General features: G+C 57.6%; 21 protein-coding genes and 1 tRNA gene. 11 read left to right on the top strand and 11 right to left on the bottom strand.

Translation table 11 applies throughout. The features are described from left to right. Positions 1-2: 2 nt before the first annotated feature. The 8 genes from GOW56_RS02160 to GOW56_RS02125 all read right to left on the bottom strand — a co-directional run bounded on the left by GOW56_RS02160 (position 3) and on the right by GOW56_RS02125 (position 8,441). Positions 3-1,232 carry a BatD family protein gene (locus GOW56_RS02160; RefSeq protein ID WP_171115805.1) on the bottom strand — a complete coding sequence of 410 codons (1,230 nt, stop codon included), beginning with the start codon at positions 1,230-1,232 and terminating at the stop codon, positions 3-5. Further along, positions 1,229-2,725 carry a VWA domain-containing protein gene (locus GOW56_RS02155; protein WP_171204802.1) on the bottom strand — a complete coding sequence of 499 codons (1,497 nt, stop codon included), beginning with the start codon at positions 2,723-2,725 and terminating at the stop codon, positions 1,229-1,231. The genes GOW56_RS02160 and GOW56_RS02155 overlap by 4 nt, the downstream gene beginning before the upstream one ends. A gap of 2 nt (positions 2,726-2,727) precedes the next feature. After that, positions 2,728-3,711 carry a VWA domain-containing protein gene (locus GOW56_RS02150; protein WP_171204801.1) on the bottom strand — a complete coding sequence of 328 codons (984 nt, stop codon included), beginning with the start codon at positions 3,709-3,711 and terminating at the stop codon, positions 2,728-2,730. After that, complete coding sequence (locus GOW56_RS02145; protein WP_171204800.1) at positions 3,711-4,184, bottom strand: DUF4381 domain-containing protein; 474 nt, start codon at positions 4,182-4,184, stop codon at positions 3,711-3,713. Before GOW56_RS02145 ends, GOW56_RS02150 begins: the two co-directional genes overlap by 1 nt. Beyond that, the gene (locus tag GOW56_RS02140) at positions 4,181-5,128 is read right to left on the bottom strand and encodes a DUF58 domain-containing protein (RefSeq protein WP_171204799.1); all 948 of its coding nucleotides are present in this window, start codon (positions 5,126-5,128) and stop codon (positions 4,181-4,183) included. Before GOW56_RS02140 ends, GOW56_RS02145 begins: the two co-directional genes overlap by 4 nt. Positions 5,129-5,145: 17 nt before the next feature. After that, entirely contained in the window at positions 5,146-6,123 is a 978-nt protein-coding gene (locus GOW56_RS02135; protein ID WP_171204798.1) for a MoxR family ATPase, read from the bottom strand. 116 nt (positions 6,124-6,239) lie between these two features. After that, entirely contained in the window at positions 6,240-7,352 is a 1,113-nt protein-coding gene (locus GOW56_RS02130; protein WP_171204797.1) for an acetoin utilization protein AcuC, read from the bottom strand. A gap of 3 nt (positions 7,353-7,355) precedes the next feature. Further along, complete coding sequence (locus GOW56_RS02125; protein WP_171205024.1) at positions 7,356-8,441, bottom strand: AI-2E family transporter; 1,086 nt, start codon at positions 8,439-8,441, stop codon at positions 7,356-7,358. 170 nt (positions 8,442-8,611) lie between these two features. Here GOW56_RS02125 and GOW56_RS02120 point away from each other — a divergent pair, with 170 nt between their 5' ends. From GOW56_RS02120 to GOW56_RS02110, 3 genes are all read left to right on the top strand, one after another. After that, on the top strand, positions 8,612-9,478 hold the full coding sequence (locus tag GOW56_RS02120; RefSeq protein ID WP_170344192.1) for a YihY/virulence factor BrkB family protein: 867 nt from the start codon (positions 8,612-8,614) through the stop codon (positions 9,476-9,478). Then, a complete protein-coding gene (locus tag GOW56_RS02115) occupies positions 9,475-11,376 on the top strand; it encodes a cytochrome c3 family protein (RefSeq protein WP_171204796.1) in 1,902 nt (633 codons plus the stop codon). Before GOW56_RS02120 ends, GOW56_RS02115 begins: the two co-directional genes overlap by 4 nt. 87 nt (positions 11,377-11,463) lie before the next feature. Further along, positions 11,464-11,655 carry a hypothetical protein gene (locus tag GOW56_RS02110; protein ID WP_171204795.1) on the top strand — a complete coding sequence of 64 codons (192 nt, stop codon included), beginning with the start codon at positions 11,464-11,466 and terminating at the stop codon, positions 11,653-11,655. On the opposite strand, the gene GOW56_RS02105 is transcribed toward GOW56_RS02110, so the two are convergent. Further along, entirely contained in the window at positions 11,652-12,374 is a 723-nt protein-coding gene (locus tag GOW56_RS02105; protein ID WP_171204794.1) for an RlmE family RNA methyltransferase, read from the bottom strand. The genes GOW56_RS02110 and GOW56_RS02105 overlap by 4 nt on opposite strands. Then, complete coding sequence (locus GOW56_RS02100) at positions 12,374-13,486, bottom strand: Ppx/GppA phosphatase family protein (protein WP_171115826.1); 1,113 nt, start codon at positions 13,484-13,486, stop codon at positions 12,374-12,376. The genes GOW56_RS02105 and GOW56_RS02100 overlap by 1 nt, the downstream gene beginning before the upstream one ends. A gap of 180 nt (positions 13,487-13,666) precedes the next feature. On the opposite strand from GOW56_RS02100, the gene GOW56_RS02095 reads away from it, so the two are divergent. The 6 genes from GOW56_RS02095 to GOW56_RS02070 all read left to right on the top strand — a co-directional run bounded on the left by GOW56_RS02095 (position 13,667) and on the right by GOW56_RS02070 (position 19,218). Continuing rightward, positions 13,667-15,553, top strand: coding sequence for a PhoX family phosphatase (locus tag GOW56_RS02095; RefSeq protein ID WP_171204793.1), 1,887 nt, complete (start codon positions 13,667-13,669; stop codon positions 15,551-15,553). 247 nt (positions 15,554-15,800) lie between these two features. Beyond that, positions 15,801-16,097 (top strand): virulence factor, encoded by a 297-nt coding sequence (locus GOW56_RS02090; RefSeq protein ID WP_117868895.1) that lies wholly within the window; start codon positions 15,801-15,803, stop codon positions 16,095-16,097. Between the two features lie 25 nt (positions 16,098-16,122). Beyond that, positions 16,123-17,049: a methylenetetrahydrofolate reductase gene (locus GOW56_RS02085; RefSeq protein ID WP_171204792.1), complete on the top strand. Its 927-nt coding sequence runs from the start codon at positions 16,123-16,125 to the stop codon at positions 17,047-17,049. Positions 17,050-17,058: 9 nt separating this feature from the next. Then, positions 17,059-18,120 (top strand): methyltetrahydrofolate cobalamin methyltransferase, encoded by a 1,062-nt coding sequence (locus GOW56_RS02080; protein WP_171204791.1) that lies wholly within the window; start codon positions 17,059-17,061, stop codon positions 18,118-18,120. A gap of 126 nt (positions 18,121-18,246) precedes the next feature. Beyond that, positions 18,247-19,074 carry a polyphosphate kinase 2 family protein gene (locus GOW56_RS02075; protein WP_171115832.1) on the top strand — a complete coding sequence of 276 codons (828 nt, stop codon included), beginning with the start codon at positions 18,247-18,249 and terminating at the stop codon, positions 19,072-19,074. A gap of 70 nt (positions 19,075-19,144) precedes the next feature. Beyond that, positions 19,145-19,218 (top strand) — tRNA-Gly (locus GOW56_RS02070). Positions 19,219-19,344: 126 nt separating this feature from the next. Here the strand turns inward: GOW56_RS02070 and GOW56_RS02065 are convergent. Next, on the bottom strand, positions 19,345-20,367 hold the full coding sequence (locus tag GOW56_RS02065; protein ID WP_171204790.1) for a LacI family DNA-binding transcriptional regulator: 1,023 nt from the start codon (positions 20,365-20,367) through the stop codon (positions 19,345-19,347). A gap of 134 nt (positions 20,368-20,501) precedes the next feature. On the opposite strand from GOW56_RS02065, the gene GOW56_RS02060 reads away from it, so the two are divergent. Next, on the top strand, positions 20,502-20,687 hold the full coding sequence (locus GOW56_RS02060) for a hypothetical protein (RefSeq protein WP_171115836.1): 186 nt from the start codon (positions 20,502-20,504) through the stop codon (positions 20,685-20,687). Between the two features lie 23 nt (positions 20,688-20,710). Further along, entirely contained in the window at positions 20,711-21,856 is a 1,146-nt protein-coding gene (locus GOW56_RS02055) for a TRAP transporter substrate-binding protein (protein WP_171168041.1), read from the top strand. The last annotated feature ends 10 nt before the right edge of the window (positions 21,857-21,866 follow it).

The raw sequence follows: 21,866 nt of genomic DNA, 5'->3' as shown, positions 1-21,866 counted from the left end.
GTCTAAGGGTTGAGCGGGGGCAAAGACCCGCTCTTTCGTTCTGTTGCGCTTTTCAGTGCGCCTAGGTGTTGCACGGCCGCTTCCCAGTCTTCCGGGCTGTTGCAAGCCGTCGCTGAATACCGCGCCGCACCGATATTCATAAGGCTCTTCTCAAGATCCAAAGAACGCTCTGGATGCGCGCTTCGCGATTTCCAAAGACCCAATGCCTGATAAACCGCGGGCAAATCCCGTGATATTAAAGCGGATCGCAAGGCATCGACGGCATATTTCTCGGATGCCAGATATCTGCGGCGCCGTTCCGTTTTCCAGGTTGAGTAGCGCGGGCGCAGAAACCTTCCCAATGTCCACAATGCGAATACAACAATGACAAGGTAAAGAACTGATTTGATGATGGTTTGCGCGTCAGGCGGCTGTCGCCTGGGTGGTGCCAGTGTCAGCTTGGTCGAGGGAAGTGATGCCGTTTCGATCTGACCGGTGTCCAGATTGAACCAGTCGATGGAAACGGCCGACAACTGTGTTTCGCCACCATCTTGGGCGATGTACACGGTTTCTTCGACCCGCTGCCCGGACAAGATGCCTCGTTCCTCTGTTTCCGAAAAGCGGGGCTCCTTTGGATAGGCGCGAAGCAGTTGGCTTTGATCCTGCGGCGTCAGCGCCGGGATTGTCAGGGCCGTGGTGCCAGCGATCTGCGCGCTTATCTCGCGCGTGATGGAATCACCGGCCTGCATATCGGTCGGACCGTCCAGATTCTGATCAAGAGAGAAACCACTTGCGATGATCAGCGGGTCAAGACCTTGAGCGCCCTCTGGGATCTCTGCGTTCAGCTGTATGGAAGGAAGCGTCACCGAAACCTGAACCGGGTCATTGGACTGCGGGTCGGCAAATGTCACGACAACCTCTTGCGCATCATACGCGACCGGCCCTGATGTCAGCGGATACAGGCGATAACTGCGCTGTACTCCGGACCACGTTTCTCCGTCTACCGTTTCGCTTATCGGACCAGAAGCCCTCTCAGGCAGGCGAACAAGGACATTTTGTTGCTCCAATGATGGGAATACGGGCGGCTGCGGCATGAAGGTCGGTACCAGAACCTTGATGCGGACGATGGCGGGTTGGCCGACGATGACGGCCTCGTTCGGGACGTCCACTGACACCCGAGGTTGATAGGCTGAGTTTTCCTGTGCGGACACGGATAACGGCAACAACAGGATGAAGACAGCAAGGTATCTCATTCTGTTTGCTCCTGAATTTCCAAAAGGAAACGGTTTCTCAGAAAATCCTGCATATCGGTGTCGATCATGCTGATCCACTGGTCGGCGGACAGTGACTGTGGCCCGTCTTTGGGGGCTTGAACCGTGGTGTCACTGCCACGTGCTGCATCGTTGTCAAACACCGTATCATCGGCACCGATGCCAGCCTCCTCCCCTGTGTCAGACTGTTCACGCGTCGTTTCGACATAGTCCAGGATGGCCTTGGACAGGTCGAGATTATGCTGGGCTTCGGGCCAGTCGGGGCGACGTTCCAAGGCGGTCTCGAACGCCGATATGGCTGGGCGATACTCGCGGTTTTTTATGCGGGCCATACCTTCGGCAAACGCAGCTTCCGGTGTGTCCAGTGTGGAAAACACGGACGACGCCTTTTCATATTGACCATCCCTGAGATAGGCATATCCCTTGTGATATGGGTCTTCGAACATCTCGGCCGCGTCGCCAAATCGTTTTTGGTTCATCGCGATCTGGCCATGTTGGTCGGGGGTGAAAAACCAGTCTCGCCATCCTTCTGCCCGCGCGCCGGATGAAGGCAACGCAATCAAAACCAGAACCGCCCAACGAATTACCCAGCCCTTGCGGAACCACAGCAGAGACAACACCGCAGCAGGCCAGGCCAGGATCCAGCCCTTGTCCTGCCAGTCCAGACGATCATCGTCATCCAGGGCGGCAGTATAGGCCGATTGAATGCGGCGCATCAGTTGATTGATGTCCCGGTCGTCGTCCGAAAACGCGACCACTGAGGCGTTTGGGATGTTGTCCAGCTGCGCGATACGACCACCATCCGGCAGCATGGTGAGAAAGAAAATATCAGAAGAAGAGGAGCTTAGCCCCATTACCTGAGATGGATCAAGGTCGTCCAATACAAACAGAATCGCCCCCGGGCTGTCGCTGTCGTCCAGAATGGACTGAGCCAACGCAAGCGCATCGGCTGCCGCATCGCCATCCTTCGGCATCACCGCAGGCGTCAACCCCTCAAGCAACGGACGAAGTATGTTCGCGTCTTCGGTCAAAGGCGCAACTCGGTGCGGCGTTCCTGCATAGGCGATCAAAGCGGTTCGTGCGCCGGCACGTTCGGTGATCAGGTCGGAAATCTTGAACCGTGCCCGATCCAGCCGCGATGGCGCAAGATCCGAGCTTTCCATGCTGTCGGTGACTTTGAGAGCGATCACCAACGGGGCCGTGTCTGCGATCAACGGGTTGGGCGCGCGCGACCATGTCGGACCCGAGGCCGCCAATGTGACAAGCGCCGCAATGATCAGCGCAACATCAATGGGCTGGATGCGCCTGTTTTCTTCCTTGCCCAGCAGCAAGGCCTCTGCAAGGTGCGGGGCGATCCCTGATGGCAGTTTGGTGTCTGCCATCGGTCTGGGTCTGATCCGCCACCACAACACAAGGATGGGAATGAGAAGCAGCAGGTAATAGCCTCGGATAAAATGGAAATCAGCCAGATCCATTGTCAGACGGCCCCCTGGTGTCGCAGTGAAAAATGGAACCAGGTCATGCTGACCAAAATGACGATCAACGCGATGAGTAACGGAATATGGGCAAGGCTTTGCTTGGGGCGATAGCTTTGCGTTTCCACCATTCTGGGGTTCAGTGAATCAATGCGTGCATAGGTCTGTTCAAGGGCCGTTGCATCGTCGGCAAAGAAATATTCTCCGCCCGTGCGATCGGCTATGTCCTTTAGTGCCTGAAGATCGACACGGTCTTCGCCCGTGGCATTCGGGTCTCCAACACCAATCGTATAGACAACCACGTTCTTTTCCGCAGCAATGGCCGAGGCATTGACGGGTGTCATGCGACTGGACGTATCGGCGCCATCGCTGAGAACGATCATCAGGCGCTGGTCAACCTCGCTGGATTCAAAAGTTCGAATGCCAAGCCCGATCGCATCGCCCAAAGCCGTGTTCGGACCCGCCATGCCAACTTGAGTTTGGTCCAGGAACCCATTCAAACTGTTCAGATCTTCCGTGAAGGGCGCTTGAATGAACGCGCGTGTTCCAAAGATGATCAGCGCCATCCTGTCACCATCTCTTTCAGAGATGAACTGCTTGAGAACCTCTTTGACCGCCTCCAACCGTTGCATCGGGGCACCGGATCCGGTCTGGAAGTCGCGCTGATCCATCGAGCCAGAGATATCCAGCGCCAAAACCACATCGCGTGCAGATTTTTCCATCACCACGGGGTCGCCCAGACGTTCCGGACGCGCCAGCGCCAGAACCAGAAGTATCCAGATCAAGCCGGCGCTGGCCGTTTGCAGCCGGGCCCGGGTTCGGATCATTGACCCGGATTGCGGCTCGACACCCGCCGCCTGGGCCACGCGGCGAAAAAACGGAATGCGAATGGACACGGTTGTTTCCCGCCGAGGCGGAGCAATGGCGTAAACCAGCAGCGGCAGCGGCAAAAGCAGAAATACCCAGGGGGCAGAGAAGGAAAACATCACCTTCCCCGATGCCGTTTATGGGACTTGACCCAATGCCGAGAAAGCTGGGTCAAGGCGCGGTTTGGCGGCAGGTCCTTGTACGGCGCGTCGATCAGCGTTTGCCCAATGTCTGATAAAAAAGACTTGTCATCCGAGGTTTGTGAAAGGAAATTCAACCAGTCATCCCCGTGGATCCCTGCAACCTGCTTGCGCGGATATGCGACCAACGCGGTGCGGCGAAGGATTTCGGCAACTTTTGCCGATGTGATATCCGGGTCTGCCAGCTCTGCCAGCGCATGGCGGCGATACGCGCTTGCCCGCCTTCGCCGGACGAAAAGAACACTGACCAGTACGGCAAGGCCAAGCAGTATGACGGCCAGCGCCAACCACCCCCATGTCTGCGGAAACATCGAAACAGGCGTGGGTTCCGGTGCCGGCTCGAGCATATTCAGCAGATCAACCAGAGATTTCCCTGTCGTGTCGATGCTCATTTCTGCCCCCTGCGATGTCCGAACAGATACAGCAACTGATCCAGGGCAGGTTCCGCGGTCGTCAATGGAACAACTGGAAAACCGTATCGACGAGACCATGAGTGCAGGTGGTTCAACCTATCTTCCATGGATTTGCGAATTTTGCCGGACAATTTGGGGTCGGCGCTGTCGATTTCGATCTGGTCGCGCCCGTCCGAGACCGTGAGTTTCAGATCGGGCGCCAGCCCCTTGGCTGTCTTGTCAGCAATATTGAACACGATCAGATCGTTTGAGACCGCAATGCGGCGCAGCACGGATTCCGATTTTTCGTCAAGCCCGTCGCAGTCGGAAAACAGGCAAACCAGCCCGTTGGTTTGGGGCATACGCGCGGCTTCCGACAACATGTCATTCAAAGTCACGGTTGGTTGCGGGTTCAAGGCAGCATGCAAGGCCGAATTGGCAGCCCCGATGGAAGACAGAAACCGCATGAGCGCCGCCGCGCGGCGCTGCGGCCTGTGTTCAGCAACGCTTGTGTCGTTGAATACCAGACCACCGACACGATCGCCCTGACCAAGAACGCGATGCGCGGTGATTGCGGCAGCTTCGGCTGCGATGACCGATTTCATGTAGACTTCGGTTCCGAAAAACATCGAAACGCGCTGATCGACCAGCAACAGGGCAGGGCGGTCTCGTTCCTCGGTATAGACCCTAACATGGGGCTCACCGGTTCGCGCCGTGACTTTCCAGTCAATTGTTCGGATGTCGTCGCCCGGTTGGTAGTTGCGCAATTCCTCGAAATTCAGGCCGCGTCCGCGCAGGCGTGATGCGTGTCTGCCATTCAGGATCGAGCGGGCAGGCTGACGTGGTAAAAAGCTCAGGGCACGGGAATGCAGTTCCAGACGCAACAGGTGATCCGCATCGACGTGAATGCGGGGATCATCGGGATATGCTGAGGATCGCTGCACCCGGCCAACCCTAACAGTCAGGGCAGCGCGACGAGACGCAGGATTTCCGCGATCACGTCATCTGCCGTTTTGGCGTTCCCCTGCGCCTCGAAGCTCAGCGTGATGCGGTGACGGAACACGTCATGTGCAATGGCTCGAATATCCGCAGGGTCCACATAGTCACGCTGGTTCATCCACGCATGCGCCCGACCGCATTTGTCCAATGCCAATGAGGCACGCGGGCTGGCGCCGATTTCGATCCAGCTGGCCAGTTCTTCGCTGAGCGCCGCAGGCGTCCGGGTCGCCTGAACCAGATCGGCCATATAGCGATCCATTGCATCCGAAACATGGATCTGCCCAATTTCCGAACGCGCTACAAAAACGGCGTCCTGCGGGATTGTCGGTGGTGGCTCGCTTGACGCGCCTTTCCCGGCGGCGATCTCTTCGCCCCGCACCAGCCGGATCACTTCAACCTCGTCCTCGACCGGCGGATAGGTGATCTGAACATGCATCAGGAACCGGTCCATCTGCGCTTCGGGCAGGGGATAGGTGCCTTCTTGTTCAATGGGGTTCTGGGTTGCCATCACGATGAACAGCGGTTCCATCTTGTGGGTGGTCCCGGAAGCCGTGACCTGCCGTTCTTCCATCGCTTCCAGCAAAGCGGCCTGCACCTTGGCCGGTGCCCTGTTGATTTCGTCAGCGAGGACGATATTGGCAAAGATCGGCCCGGGTTCGAACCGAAAGGTGCCGCCTTCGTCAGTTTGTTGAAACACCTCGGTTCCCGTCACGTCTGAAGGCAGCAGGTCAGGTGTGAACTGGATCCTGCTGAAGTCTGCATCCAGATTGCGCGCCATCGCCTTGACTGCACGTGTTTTGGCCAATCCGGGCAGACCTTCGATCAGAAGGTTTCCGTTGGCCAGCATCCCGATCAGCAGTCGGTCGATGACCTCGGTTTGCCCGATGATGGACTGGCCCATGCGGGTTTTGAGATCAATTATCTGATTAAGTGCATTCATGGGTAGTGGTCCAATCGGTGCCAAGCTGGAAGAAACGAATTGATAACGGAACAGGGGGTAGGCCGGTCAGGAATATCCCGAAATATCGGAATGCTAACAGGCTTTGGCGGACCGATCTACCGTGAATGCCTGGCGGTGAGGTGGCGTAAATCGTTCCTCAGTTCCTGTCGTATGGGCCCGGTGTTTGGCGCGTCGCGCAAACTGTCCAGCCAGTGAGGGTGAGGCGCCTGTCCTGCGGCCCTGTTCCAGGTCAGATTCCGCAGGATTTTCTGGGCACCGACGTCAAGTGTGTCAGGAATTTCGAAATCATTCAGGGTGGCCCAGACGCCGCTCCACAAGCGTCCTACGGACCAGGGATTGTATCCGCCGCCACCCAGAACCAGAAAACGAGGCGAAAGAGGCTTCAGCGCCGCGACCGTTCGCCAATGCGCGTTGTTGGACAGGTTCAAACGCGAAAGCGGGTCTTCGGCCACGGCGTCTGCCCCGCATTGCAGGACAATCGCTTGCGGTTTGAACGCTTCGGTCGCTGGCAGGATCAATTGATCCAGAATGGCGGCGAATTCGTCGTCGTTCAGATGCCTTGGAACAGGCAGGTTGAAGGCCGCGCCACCGGCGTCTTCCTCAAGTTGGCCCGTGAACGGCCATCGACGCGTTTCATGGACCGAGATCATCCGAACTCTGTCCGACCCGTGAAACGCAAGTTCAACCCCGTCGCAATGATGGGCGTCGATGTCGACATAGACCACGCGATCCATGCCAGCGTTCAAAAGGGTCTGTATCGCCAGAACCGGATCGTTCAGATAACAAAACCCGTTCGCCCGGTCCGCAAGGCCATGGTGGGTGCCGCCCGCAGGGTTGAAAACGATCCCTCCATGCCGGATCAGTTCGGCGGCCAGCATGGAACCACCGGAGGCGGTTGCCGGCCGCCGGTACATCTCGGCGAAGACCGGGTTCGACAGAGTCCCCAAACCGTATTTATCCCGTATTTCGTCCGTGACGTGCTGGTCCGCTTCTGCCTTTTGCAGGGCGGCGATATAGTCCGGCGTATGAAACCTTTCCAATACACTTGGCTTTGCGCAGGGGCTGACGCGGTAGTTCTCGGGTGTCAACCATCCCAGTTCGCGACACAGATCGATGACGGTTGAAACCCGTGGGATGGCCAGCGGGTGTTTTGAACCGTAGGTCGAGTTGCGGTAGATATCGGATCCGATGAACAGGGGGCGCTTCATGACCTAGCTTGCTGCGGCCCGACTGTTATCCTCGCCCAACCTGCCATCCAATGACATCAGTACGGCGACCGGCCGAAGGGCCGGGATGTGGCTGAACACGATCAGGATGCATACGGTCAGAGGTACGCTCAGAAACGCACCGATCAGACCCCAGACCGTTGTCCAGAAGGTCAGGGCCAGAATGACAAGAAAGGTCGACATGTTCAGGGATCGGCCAAGCATGGCCGGATCCAGGAAATTGCCGATCAGGAATTGGATCGTTCCACATCCCAGCACGATCACCAGGAAGGGAATGATCGTTTCGAATTGAACAAGCGCGATCATGGCCGGAAAAAACACCGCTATGATCGAACCGATCGAAGGGATGAAGTTCAGGGCAAAGGTCAATACGGCCCAGGTTTCCGCGTATTCCAGACCAAGCGAGCGGAAAACCGTATAGCTGATCGTTGCCGTTATCAGGCTGATCAGGGTTTTGACGCCGACATAGCGCTGCAAGCTGACCGAAATCGAATCGAGCATGGCGGAAAACTCGGCTGCGGCGACAGGATCTCCGGCGGCCAGTTGGATCTTTTTCCGAAAGGCCAGTCGTTCGGCCATCAGAAAGGCGACATAAAGGCTGATCAGGAAGAACTGGTTCAACAATGAAGTGGCGCTGCCCAGCAACACGCGTGCGACATAGGACATGTCGATACTGACCAGATTGTCACGAATGAAGGTGGTCACGTCGTTGCCGACCAGCCCCGTTACACGCTCGACCGCACCGTCAAACTGGTTTTCATAGGTGCTGATGGAGCGTGCAAACTGCGTCGCCTGACTGCCCAGCACGTACATGATCATGAACAAACCCGCCAGTACGACTGTCACACCGGCGACATTGGCCAGCCAGACCGGAGCGCGGGTCAGGGCGACGACGCGATCGCTCAGCGCGATGATCAGAACATTGACCAGCAGCGCCATGGCAAGCGGGATCAGGAAGTTTGCCCCGGCATAGAGACCTAGCACGATCAGGGTCGCGATGATGCATGTATCCCGGACAACGGACAGTCGAAGCCTGGGTCTAACCGTGATGTCTTTTTGATCCGGAGTCATTCGGTATCCTGTGTCCGGCACAAGCAGTGCCCATTTCCCATCCTGCGTGACCCAATCCTGCACGCGAGGTCTTGTTTATGCAATGCGTTCAGGCATTTGTTGGCCCTCATTCTCGCAATAGATATCCATGACGGGTTCTGTGTTCTATTTCGGCAGGTTAGGGTTGCAGCATGACCACTGCCGCGAATCCCCTGTTTGGCCGACCTGTTCAGGCACTTTGGCTGTCGATCCGCCGGTTCAGCAGAAAGAACGGTTTCGTCATGAGCAGCCACGTGGCCATGTCGCTGATGATGGCGCTGTTTCCCTTTGTGCTGTTCACCGTGGCGCTGGCAGGGGCGTTATCTCAAGGCTATGTCACCGATGAGTTGATTGACCTGATTTTCGGAGCGTGGCCCAAGGACGTCGCAGATCCGATCGTGGCCGAACTGCGGGCCGTTCTGGCCGGATCCGGCTCGGGTGTCATCACCTTGGGCGGGCTTCTGGCGATTTACTTTGCCTCCAACGGCGTTGCCGCCGTACGTGCAGCCATGAACCAGGCCTACCATGACGAAGACAGTTGGCCGTTCTGGAAAACCCGGCTGCTCTGCCTGGTGCTGGTCATTCTGGGTGGGTCGGCCATTCTGATCATCGCCGCGGTCGAGGTGGTTTTGCCGGTCTATACGAAACTGGTGGCTGAACACACGGAAGTTGCCGTAGCCAACTGGTTTTCCGTGGATCGCCTGCGCTGGACGTTCACGGTGGCGGTTCCTGCGGGCACCGTTCTTCTGGCACATCTCGTGCTGCCGACCCGCAGGCACAGCCTGATGCAAATTCTGCCCGGCGTCCTGCTGACTTTGGCCTTGTGGGCGGCTGGTGGATGGGCGTTTTCAATTTATATCAGTCAGTTCGCCACCTACAGCGCCACCTATGCAGGATTGGCGGGGGCCATGGCGGCATTGATTTTCCTGTATCTCTATTCCGCGATCCTGATTCTGGGGGCCGAATACAACGGTGCGTTGATTGATCTGCAAAATGCCTCAGAAGGAGATACGGCATGAGATTTGCCCTGATACTGGCCTGCCTTGCAATCGCTGGCGAAGCTCAGGCGCAGACCCCAGAATATGTGGGCTCAGATCAGTGTACCGACTGTCATCAGCAAGAAGCCGAAGCCTGGGCTGGGTCACATCATGCGCTGGCGTGGACAGATACCACTGACGGCGCTGTTGCGGCCGATTTTGATGGAACCCGGTTCGATCATGACGGTATGTCCGTCCAGTTCAAACGTGAGGCAGGCAGGTACTCGGCCCGCGTAACGGAAAAAGACGGTGCAACGACGGAATATGACGTACATTCCGTCGTTGGAATCGAACCCTTGCAGCAATACCTTTTCGAGACCGAACCGGGCCGGTTGCAAAGTTTCGATGTGGTTTGGGACACAGAACAAAAGCGCTGGTATCACCTGTACCCTGATCAGGACCTGCCGCCTGATGACGGGTTGCATTGGACCGGTCCTTACAAGAATTGGAACGCGCGCTGCGCCGAATGTCATGCCACGGGTTTTGAGAAGAACTACAACCCTCAAACCAGAAGCTACACGTCACAACAGGTCGAAATCGGGGTCGGGTGCGAGGCCTGCCATGGGCCGGGGTCCGCGCATATCGACTGGGTCCGGGAAAAGCGTTCTTCAGATGGCCTGGCCAATGCCGGCTTTCTGTTGAGTTGGGGCAAGGGGCGGACCGAACAAGAAATACAGCAATGCGCCGGATGTCATTCCCGGCGCGAGGCGCATGGCAACGGAAACCCGGTTCCGGGAACCCCGTACCATGATGCCTATAATCTGGCCGTGCTGCGCCCCGGTTCCTATCATCCCGACGGGCAAATTCTGGATGAGGTCTACGTCTACGGCTCGTTCCTGCAATCCCGGATGTATGCACAGGGCGTCGGATGCATGAACTGCCACGAACCGCACAGCGCAGAATTGAAAGCCGAAGGAAACGGGGTTTGCACACAGTGCCATTCGCCTGCCGGAAATCCGGAATTCGCAACCCTTTCCGCAAAGGACTATGACACGCCTGCTCATCACAATCACCCGGAAGACAGCGAAGGCGCCCAGTGCAAAAGCTGCCACATGATCGAGCGGACCTACATGGGTGTTGACGGTCGACGCGATCACAGTTTTCGCATACCGCGACCGGATCTTGGGCTGGGCGTTGATGCCTGCACGGACTGCCATCAAGACCAGGATCAGGCCTGGGCCGCAAGCCAGATAGAGGGCTGGTTTCCGGGATCGCCAAATCGACGCCCGCATTATGGGACAGTTTTCAAAGCCGCGGCCGAAGGGCAGCTCGACACGCCCGAAGGTTTGCTTGCGGTCGCAATGGATGCGTCGCAGCCGGGCATCGTCAGAGCGACCGCCGCGTATCTGTTGCAACCATTTGGGTCGCCGCAGATCGCCGCCGACACAGCGCCGCTTTTGCAGGACGTTGACCCGCTGATACGAGCAAATGCAGCGGCGCTGCAACGTCAGGCCAGCCCGGCAGATCAGGTGCGCAGGCTCGAGCCGTTGCTGTCTGATCCTCTGCGAAACGTGCGCATCGCCGCCGCCAAAGAGTTCCTGAGCATACCGCCGCAGGGCTTGACGGCTGAGCAGCGGGCCAAGCTTGGGCAGGGCATGTCGGAATGGCAGCAGGTCATTTCGAACAGGTTGGACGCCCCGGAAACGCATCTTGTTCTAGGGGGCATGGCTTTGACGCTTCGCAACGCGCAGGCGGCGGAACAGGCGTTCAGAGAGGTCGTGACGCTGGACCCGCAGAGGGCAGAGGCGTGGCCGATGCTGGTGCAATTGGCGCAGATCAATCGTGGCCCGGAAGCCGCGCGCGTAGTGCTGCAAGAGGCGCTGGACAGGTTGCCTGATGATCCGAACCTGCTGCAATTGTCGCAACAGTTCGGGCGTTGATCCGGCACATCCGTGCCCGAATTCTTTCATTTTGACGGCAGAATTCCTTGTTACAGCCAAGAACAAAGTGCTGATCCGAGGTGAGCCATGTCCAGAGAAGCAACAATGCGGAAGATGCCGGGTTCAAGCCCGGTTTCACTTGCCCAGCGCATCGAAGACCTGCGCAACCGGGAACCATCATACGTGACGCACGGAGATACGCTGATGTTGCAGGGAATGGCTGCCACGTCCTTGCGTGAACAGCGTCTGAGCGGAAATCTTATCCGGCTGGATGATTAAGAGCCGCCTCGAAACCCCGTTGCGACAACGAATTTTTCTGAACTGTCCGAGCGTGACGCCGGCGGTTTGACATTGGCGACTTTCTGGAATTTCTGCTTGAGCAACTTTTGCAGATCGCCCTCAGCCCCCCCAGCCAGAACCTTGGCAACAAAAGTGCCGCCTTCTTCCAGAACGTCAAAGGCGAAATAGGCGGCAGTTTCGCACAGCGCCATGATGCGCAGGTGATCGGTCTGCTTGTGCCCCGAGGATGCCGCCGCCATATCCGACATCACGACGTCTGCCTTGCCGCCCAGCCAGTCTTTGACCTTCTGATCGGCGTCATCTTCCATGAAGTCCAGAACGTGGATTTCGGCTCCGGCAATTGGTTCGACCTCTTGCAGGTCGATGCCCAGCACGGTTCCGATCCGTTTGCCTGACTTTTCGCCCAGCGCGTTCACGCGTTTGACCGCCACCTGACACCAGCCGCCGGGCGCACAGCCCAGATCCACAACCCGCGCCCCGGGCACGAGAAAGCGGAATTTGTCGTCCAGTTCCAAAATCTTGTAAGCTGCGCGCCCCCGATAGCCTTCGGATTGCGCACGCTTGACATAGGGATCGTTCAGTTGCCGCTCGAGCCAGCGGGTCGAGCTGAGCTTGCGCCCGCGTGCTGTCTTGACCTTGACCTTCAGGTCGCGTTGCCCGCGGCCCGAGTTGTTTTTTCCACTTGGTGTTTTCGCCATCAGAACGGTCCGTCTTCCAATACACCGTCCGCGCTCATCTGTGCGTAAAGCAGACCTTCGCGCAGCCCCCGGTCCGCCACCGAAAGGCGGTCAGTGGGCCAGCAACGGAGCAATGCCTGCAATATAGCCGAGCCGGACATGATCAGGGCTTGCCGGTCTTCACCAATGCGAGGGTCCCGGCGCCGCCCATGAGGGCCGAGTTCTAAATACCCGCGTATGACTTTGTCAATCTGATCGCTGGTCATGCGCAGCCCGTCCACTTTGGTCCGGTCATAGCGCTTGAGGCCCAGGTGCGAGGCCGCAACAGTGGTGACCGTGCCGCTGGTGCCGACGATCTGAAACCCTTCGCGCGCCTGTTCGTCCTTGTAGGGGGCAAAGTCGGCAAGGTTTTCCTCGAAAAACCAACTCATCAACGCAAAACGGGCCGCGTCATCCTCGACATCATTGAACTGGTCCCGCAGCGTGGCGACGCCCAAGGGTACGCTGATCCAGTCAACGACCTTGGCCGCTGGAAAAGGGCTGTCGACAGTGTGAAACCCGTGATGCAGCCGCATGATGGCCGCGGGTCGGTCGCGGCGTGGAACGGACGAGATGTCGATCCAGACCAATTCGGTCGAGCCGCCTCCGATATCGACGACCAGCAACTGCTCGGTCTTGGTCGAAACCAGTGGGGCACAGGAAATCACCGCCAGACGGGCTTCTTCCTCGGGCTGAATGATCTCGAGCGTAAGGCCGGTTTCGCGCTTCACCTGCCGGATGAATTCGCGCGAGTTCTTGGCGCGGCGGCACGCCTCGGTCGCGATCAGACGCATCCGTTTGACCTTGTTGCGTTTCAGCTTTTGCTGACAGATTCGCAATGCCTGAACGGTACGCGACATCGACGCCCGCGACAGTCGTCCGGTGCGTTCCAGACCCGCGCCCAACTGCACGGATTTGGAGAAGCTGTCGACCACATGGAACCCACTTCCCTTGGGTTGGGCTATCAACATGCGGCAACTATTTGTCCCCAGATCCAGTGCCGCGTAAAGAGCATCCGGATCGGGTCTTGCCGGCGCGGGGCTTTCGACCGCTTTCGGGAACGCGCCCGCACCTTTGGGACGCTTGGGCGCCATCTTTACGCCCTCCGATTTTCGAGTTACCCCGACCCTAGGCGGGGGATTGCCGACGTGCAAGTGATTTCAATTTTGAAATTAACGCGCGTGTCACATGCCGTTCACAAAATGATGCGATCTCCATGGGCGAACCCACGTTCGGGTTTATCTATTAGCTCTCAGCCAGATACGGAGACCGCAATGAAAGATGAGCGCATCCTTTCCTTCGACGAATTCGATGAAGTCGTAAATCCGCGCCCAGAAGAATGTGAATTTGATCGCGTTGTCGAACGCGCATTGTCCCGTCGCGGTTTTTTGGGCGGCGTTTTGGCGATGGGTAGTTTCACAGCTGTTGGTGGCTCGCTGATTCCTTCAGGGGCTCACGCGGTTTCCAACCGTTTCGCGTTTGAGGCGATTCCCGTGTCGACTGCGGACGAGGTCATTGTTCCAGCTGGATACAAGGCGGATGTTATGGTGCGCTGGGGCGATCCGCTTTGGTCGGACGCGCCAGAGTTCGATCACGCGACCCGTGGTACGGCTGCCAGCCAGGAACGCGCCTTTGGTGACAATACCGATGGTCAGGACATTTTCTTGCATGACGGTCACGTTCTGCTGGTTGTAAACAACGAATATACCAATCGTGACATCCTGTGGGGCAACAATCCGGACGCCAAGCCAGCATCCGATGACGACATCGCAAAGGGCATGATGGCGCATGGTGTCACGATCGTGGAAATCGCGAGCACCGATGGCAAGTGGGGCATTGTGAAGGACAGCCCCTATAACCGCCGCGTTACACCGCAGACCGAAATGTCCATTACGGGTCCGGCCGCCGGTCATGACTTGATGAAAACGGCCGCCGATCCGTCCGGCACGACGTGCAAGGGAACATGGAACAATTGCGGAAATGGCGTGACGCCGTGGGGCACTTACCTGGCTTGTGAAGAAAACTTCAATGGCTACTTCTCGGCCGAAGACGAAAACCACGAGGTCAATGCTGATCTGAAACGTTATGGCGTATCGTCACAAGACTGGGGTTACGGTTGGGCCAAAATTGATGACCGGTTCGACGTCTCGAAAAACCCAAACGAACCGAACCGTGCTGGTTTTGTGGTTGAGATCGATCCGACTGACCCAACCTCGACTCCGCGAAAACTGACCGCTCTGGGACGCTTCAAGCACGAAAACGCCGAAGTCATAGTAAACAATGACGGTCGCGTCGTCGTTTACATGGGCGATGATGAACGCGGCGAGTTTCTTTACCGCTTTGTCTCGGAAGGTGTTTATGCCGCTGGTGTGGACACAAACGCGCTGTTGGAACAAGGCACACTTTCGGTTGCCAAGTTCAACGACGATGGAACCGGCGAGTGGCTTGATCTGACGCCGGAAAGCACTGGCATGGCCTCGCAGGCCGAGATCAGCATCCACACCCGTCAGGCTGGTTCGGCAGTTGGAGCAACCACCATGGATCGTCCCGAGTGGGTTGCGGCTAATCCAAACGCGCCCGAGGTTTACTGTTGCTTGACCAACAACAAGAACCGTGGCGTGAAGCCGAATGCAGGGGGCGACGGTACCTCGGCCAACGGCCCGAACCCGCGGGACAAGAACAACTACGGTCAGATCGTTCGCTGGCGCCCGGATGGCGGCGATCATGCTGCGGCTGGCTTTGGCTGGGATCTGTACGTTCTGGCAGGCAATCCCACTGTCCACCAAGACGCCTATGCCGGATCCGAGAACGTGAACGCCGACAATATGTTCAACTCACCCGATGGATTGAAGTTCGACAGCAACGGCTTGCTGTGGATTCAGACCGATGGCAATTATGGCAACGAAGGTGACTTCGCCGGGCAGGGCAACAACCAGATGCTGGCAGGCGACCCTGTCACCGGCGAAATCCGCCGTTTTCTGGTTGGCCCCAACGAATGCGAGGTCACCGGTCTCAGCTGGTCGCCGGACCGTCGTACGATGTTTGTCGGCATTCAGCACCCGGGCGAAGATGGCAACAGCCATTGGCCTGAAGGCGGGGACTCGGTGCCACGCTCGGCCATTATCGCCATTACGCGCGAAGATGGCGGTTTGGTCGGCTAAGGCCATTTGCCCCATCAATTCTTGCCTCGGACGGTTTTTCCCGTCCGGGGTTTTTCTTTTTCATGCAGCGCTTTCATAGAGACGATGAGAATTATGATATGCGCGTTTTCCCGGAAACTGGGTAAAAGCCACTACACAGCAGTGGGCGCAAAACGTCGTTTGGAAAGCGTCGTGTGTCGAAAATCGACCGACCCAGGCCTACATTGAAGTTTAGAACCGGCCCATCGGGTTAGGAGGAATCACAGCAATGCCTGACGTCACCATCGTATATTGGCGCGACATTCCCGCTCAGGTCATCGTCGGCAAAGGCCGTCGTGGCGCAAAGCGGCAGTTGGAAGAACGGTTTGAACAAGCAATCGACCGTGCCGCAATGAAGGTGAACGCCAAGGACAGTGATGCCTATCTGGCCGAATGGCGCAAAGCCGAACCTTTCGCGGTTGAAGGCGATCCTGCCGAGATTGCCGAAGCCGAGGCTGTGCGTCTGGAAACGGAATACGATCAGGACCGCGTCAAAGCGCTGATCGCAAATGACGGTTGGGCATGAGCCCCAGACTTTATGGGAGGCCGAAATGGCTTTGCTGAACTTCAAGAAACGTGATGCGGTCGAAAGCGGCCCAGTAAATCCGACCGTCGAAGCCTTTTTGCAAGGCTATTCGATCGAGGTCATGCCGCGTACCGCCGAAAAGGTAGACGATTTCCGCGCGCTGCTGCCCGAGGGGACACGCGTTTACATCGCCCATATCGAGGGCACGCCCATCGAAGACATGGTCAAGACGGCCAAGCGAATTGCGGCGGAAGGTTACCCTGTCATGCCGCATTTTCCGGCACGTATCATCAAGGATGCGGCGACGTTGGAAAACTGGATCGCCATGTATCAGGGCGAAGCAGGCGTTGAACAGGCGTTGTTGCTGGCGGGCGGTGTCGCCAACCCGCACGGCGAGTTCGACAGCTCGATGCAGCTGCTGGAAAGTGGTCTGTTTGACAAGGCGGGCTTCAAGCGCCTGCACGTGGCGGGCCACCCCGAAGGCAACAAGGACATCGACCCCGACGGTTCGACCAAGAACGTCGATGACGCGTTGCGCTGGAAGCAGAAGTTCAACGAGACCACGGATGCCGAAATGGCGCTGGCAACACAGTTCGCTTTTGACGCCAAGCCGATCATCGCCTGGGCCGACAGCCTGAAGGAAGCGGGCATCGATCTGCCGATCCATATCGGAATCGCGGGTCCGGCCAAGCTGCAAACCCTGATCAAATTCGCCATCGCGTGTGGCGTTGGGCCGTCTCTGAAGGTTCTGCAAAAGCGCGCCATGGATGTCTCCAAGCTGTTGCTGCCCTACGAGCCGACCGATGTCGTGACCGAACTGGCCAACCACAAGGCGGCCAACCCGGATTTCAACATCACCAACGTGCACTTCTTCCCGCTGGGCGGGATCAAGACCAACGCCAACTGGGCGATCAATAACGGCGGCGCTTCGGCAAAGCCTGTAAACTCCTAAGGAACGGACATGACCCGAACAGTCGTAGAATCAAAAACAAAAACAGCCGTCCTGGGCTTTGACAAACCGTTCTGCGTGATCGGTGAGCGGATCAACCCGACCGGCCGTAAGAAACTGGCCGCCGAGCTGGAAGCGGGCGACTTTTCGACCGTTGAAAAGGACGCCTTGGCTCAGGTGGCGGCTGGCGCGACCGTTCTGGATATCAATGCGGGCGTTGTCTACAACTCGAACCCCAACCCGAACGAGACCGAACCACCGCTGATGCGAAAGATCGTCGAGCTGGTGCAGGGTCTGGTTGACGTGCCGCTGTGTATCGACTCGTCGGTTCCGGGCGCGCTGGAAGCCGGCCTTGAGGCCGCAGAAGGCCGCCCACTGCTGAACTCGGTCACCGGCGAAGAAGAACGTCTGGAACTGGTTCTGCCGCTGGTCAAAAAGTACAACGTACCGGTCGTGGCTATCTCGAACGATGACACTGGCATTTCGGAAGACCCCGATGTGCGCTTTGACGTCGCCAAGAAGATCGTCGAGCGCGCTGCCGATTTCGGCATCCCTGCACATGACATCGTGGTTGACCCTTTGGTCATGCCCATCGGTGCGATGGCGACCGCCGGTCAGCAAGTGTTCGCGCTGGTCCGTCGTCTGCGCGAAGAACTGGGTGTGAACACCACCTGCGGTGCGTCCAACATCTCGTTCGGTCTGCCGAACCGTCACGGCATCAACAACGCGTTCCTGCCGATGGCGATGGGTGCGGGCATGACCTCGGCCATCATGAACCCGGTGGCGTTGCCCGTGACGCAGAAGAAGATCGCCGAGAAAAAAGAGGCCGTGGCGGCAGCCGGTATCATCCTGCCTGAAGGCATGGACGATGAAACCTTCGTGCAGATGTTCGGTCTGGGATCGACCAAGCCGCGCGCCGGCAAGGAAATGGAAGCCATCCGCGCGGCAAACCTGCTGACCAACAACGACCCACATGGCGGTGAGTGGATCCGGTTCAACAAAGCACCGGACGAAGCGGGTGCCGCAGGACCCGTAGGTGGCCGTCGCGGTGGTGGCCGTCGGCGCCGCGCCTGATCTGAACGACACAGACTGCAAAGGCCGGGCTCAGCGACCGGCCTTTTGCATTTGACCCTGATCAATGTCAAATTTGCAGAAGGTTTCAGAATAACCCGATCCAGGATGCATTGATCAGGTGGCAGCATGAGTAAACATCACCCCCCAAAACTCTCGGATGCGGATCTGACCAGGAAACTGAACAAAAAGGTCTACTTCGATCAGCTGATCGAATTGCAGACACGATTGGCCGGAATTCAGCAAGCTTATCTGTTTCACGGGCTCAAGGGCGTGTTGGTTTTCGAAGGGTGGGACGCTGCCGGAAAAGGGGGGACCATTCGCCGGATCAGTCAGGCCCTGGACCCGCGCAGCTTCAAGGTCTGGCCGATCGGTGCGCCCCGGAACTACTATCTCAACCGGCATTATCTGTTGCGTTTCTGGGAACGCCTGCCGCCTTCGGGTGCGATCTCCGCCTTCGACCGCAGCTGGTACGGCCGGGTTTTGGTTGAGCGGATCGAAAAACTGACTCCGGAAACACGCTGGCGGGCCGCGTATCAGGAAATCAATGATTTCGAACGAATGCTGGTCGATGACGGGACTCGAATCGTGAAACTGTTCTTCCACATTTCACAGGAAGAGCAGATGCGCCGATTTACTGAGCGGCTGACCAACCCGATGAAACGCTGGAAGCTGACTTATGAAGATTTCAGAAACCGCGAAAAATGGGATGTCGCAGAGGTGGCCGTGGATGAAATGCTGGCACGGACGTCTACAGAAGTTGCCCCTTGGCACGTGATCCCGTCCAACAACAAGAAATATGCGAGGATCACGGCCATGAAGGCCATTGTCGAGGCGTTTTCGGAAGGGGTTGATCTGAACCCCCAGCATCTGGATCGCCGTACCTTGGAAGCGGCAGGCAAGACCTTGGCAGTCGACCAGTCCCTGATCGACAGCCTGCGAGCCCGAACCGAGTAAGAACCCGAAAAAGGTTGGTTGCGATCCGGGTTGAACGTCTGGATGTTCTGGTGTTATTTCATCTGACAAGGCGGGTATGATGTAATGGTAGCCTGTCAGCTTCCCAAGCTGAACGCGCGGGTTCGATTCCCGCTACCCGCTCCAAAACCGGACTGCAAGGCGCTGTTATTTCATCGAAAAAAGTGACGCTGCGTGGCTTTGCCACCACCTTCGCGGATCTAATCGGCACGTGTTTCCACGGATTTGATCAAAGGGCTTGTATAGCCGGTTCTAGCTGTTGAGGCCAAGCAAGGACTCTCTGCCAACGATGTGCGTCGGCAGTTCAACAGATTTGCCCGGTGCATTGGATTCGATCATCTGAATCAACGCCTGGGCAGCCTTGCGTCCCATGTCACGATGAGGAACATGGACAGTTGTCAGGGCAGGGGCGACAATGCGCGCAAGCTCGATATCATCAAATCCGGTGATCGATACATCTTCGGGCACCCGCAGTCCCATCTGCTGAGCTTGGCGTACCGCACCGACGGCCAGAACGTCGTTGCCGCACAACACCGCGGTCGGCGGGTTGTCATTCGACATGAGATGCTTGAACGCATCGGCGCCGTTTTCAATCTCGTACGAGGTTTCGATCACCGAAAGGTCGTCTTGCGACAGTCCATGTCGGGACATCGCGTCTTTTATCCCTTGGATCCTCAAACGCGCACGGTCGTTGCCCTTGCTGATGCCTGAAATCGTTGCCAACCGCGTATGGTCTAATTCGATGATCTTGCTTGTCAAAGCCTCCATCGCCCGTCTGTTGTCAAACCCGACGGACGGTATCGGTTCGTCTGGCAGGAAGGACCACGCGACCAGAGCCGGCACTTTACGCCTTTCGAGATAGTCGTAGATTTGCACGTCCCGGTCATGCCCGATCAGCAACAGCCCGTCGGCGCCCCGCGCAACCAGAGTTCGGATCTGTTCTTCTTCTGCGGCCGGCTGGTAAGCCGAGCTGGAGACCAGCAAGGTGTAGCCCTGTTTGTGAATCTCCTCTTGGAACGCCTGCAACCCCCTTGCAAAGATTGCATTTTCCATCGTCGGAATTATCGCGCCGATCGTGAAAGAACGCCGTGCAGCCATCACTCGGGCTGCAAAGTTCGGCGTGTAGCCAAGGGTCTCTACGGCACAAAGAACACGTTTCCGCGTTGACTCGACCACCTGTTGCGGGGTGTTCAGGCACCGTGACACGGTGGCAGTTGAAACGCCTGCTGCCTTGGCAACGTCATCCAGCGTCGGTGCGGACCGATGTTTTGACATTCTCGAACTCTCAATTCCGGTTCACCTAAGTTAGTCGCATTTTTCCAAGGATGAAAGCGTTTATGTAAGCGCTTGCATTTATGATGTAAGCGCTTACAAATGTATTTGAGCCGATTCTGAAGGGAGTCCCGGAAATGTATCTCGCTGCATCAGTCATCGTTTTTGCGATCTATTTCGCAAATGTCGCTTTGGGTGCTTTTGCGAGCAGCGCGTTTCTTGGCGACGTTGGAGAGATGTTGGTTCTGTTCGCGGCTTCGATCCTGTTCGTTGTCGCAATTCTGAAAAAGGAAGCTGACCGGGACGCACAAGACGGCAGCTGAACTTTTGCTTGGGAGGGCAATTGATGAAAACCGACAAGACCGAACTGGCATCGGCCGAGCGCCGCAATTTTCTGAAACTGAGCGCCAGTGGCGCGTTTACGGCCGCATTGGTCGCTGGGGCAGGGGGCGTTTTGTGGTCTTCCGAGGCCGCCGCGCAGACCGCGAAGGAAGAAAGCGAGCGTGAAAAGGCCGCTGACCATGTAATGACAGTAGCCACAGCTTACGTGCTGGGCGCATCGCGCAGCTACCCCATCATGCAACTGGATCTGAAAGAGAACATCCAGAACGCCACAAACGGCAAGGTCTATGTCAAACTGGCCCCCGGCGGTCAGCTTGGTGCGGGTGGCGCACTGGTCCAGAAGGTGCAGGGCGGCACCATTCAGGCGGCGCAGCATTCGCTGTCGAATTTCGCGCCGTTCGCGTCGACAGTCGACCTGATCAACATGCCGTACTTGTGCGGCTCGAACCAGCGTTTCACGAACCTTGTCCATTCGGACACGTGGAAAAGTGAGGTTCACCCCAAGGTCGAAGCGGCAGGGTTCAAGGCTCTGTTCTATGTGAACATCGACCCGCGCGTCGTTGCGGTTCGTCAGGGCGGCAATGCCGTGCTCACACCCGGTGATATGAGCGGGATCAAGTTCCGCGTGCCGGGATCCAAGATGCTGCAACAATACTACCGGATGGTCGGCGCCAACCCGACGCCCGTTGCCTGGGGCGAGACCCCCTCGGCCATCAAGCAGGGCGTTGCGGATGCGCTCGATCCTTCGGTTGGCGCACTCTATGTCTTCGGCTTCAAGGACATCCTCAGCCATGTGACCTTCACGCAGGCGGTGCCGGACAGCCAAGTTTATTCCTGTAATCTGGAATGGTTCAACTCGATGCCGGCTGATGTGCAGGAAGGCATCATGTGGGGGTCGGAAATGACCAGCCATCAGAACCTGTCCAAGGTTCCGTCGGCCCGCGCCTATGCCATGGCCGAGCTGAACAAGGCCGGGGTGCAGTTCCACTCGCTCAGTGACGACCAACTAGCGGAATGGCAGGATGCCGGCGGGTATCAAAACGCCGATTGGGATCCGTTCAAGATGGAACTGGCTGGATCGATGGAAAACTTCGAAAAGCTGGTCGAAGCCGCCGGTACTCAGGGCAAATACTACGTCCACGACGCGTAAGCCCAAGCCG

Origin of the sequence: Ruegeria sp. HKCCA0235A, assembly GCF_013033235.1 — a bacterium.
In the GTDB taxonomy this organism is placed as follows: domain Bacteria; phylum Pseudomonadota; class Alphaproteobacteria; order Rhodobacterales; family Rhodobacteraceae; genus Ruegeria.
The sequence above is the reverse complement of the archived record's forward strand: the minus strand, read 5'-3'. Positions and strand labels throughout refer to the sequence as shown.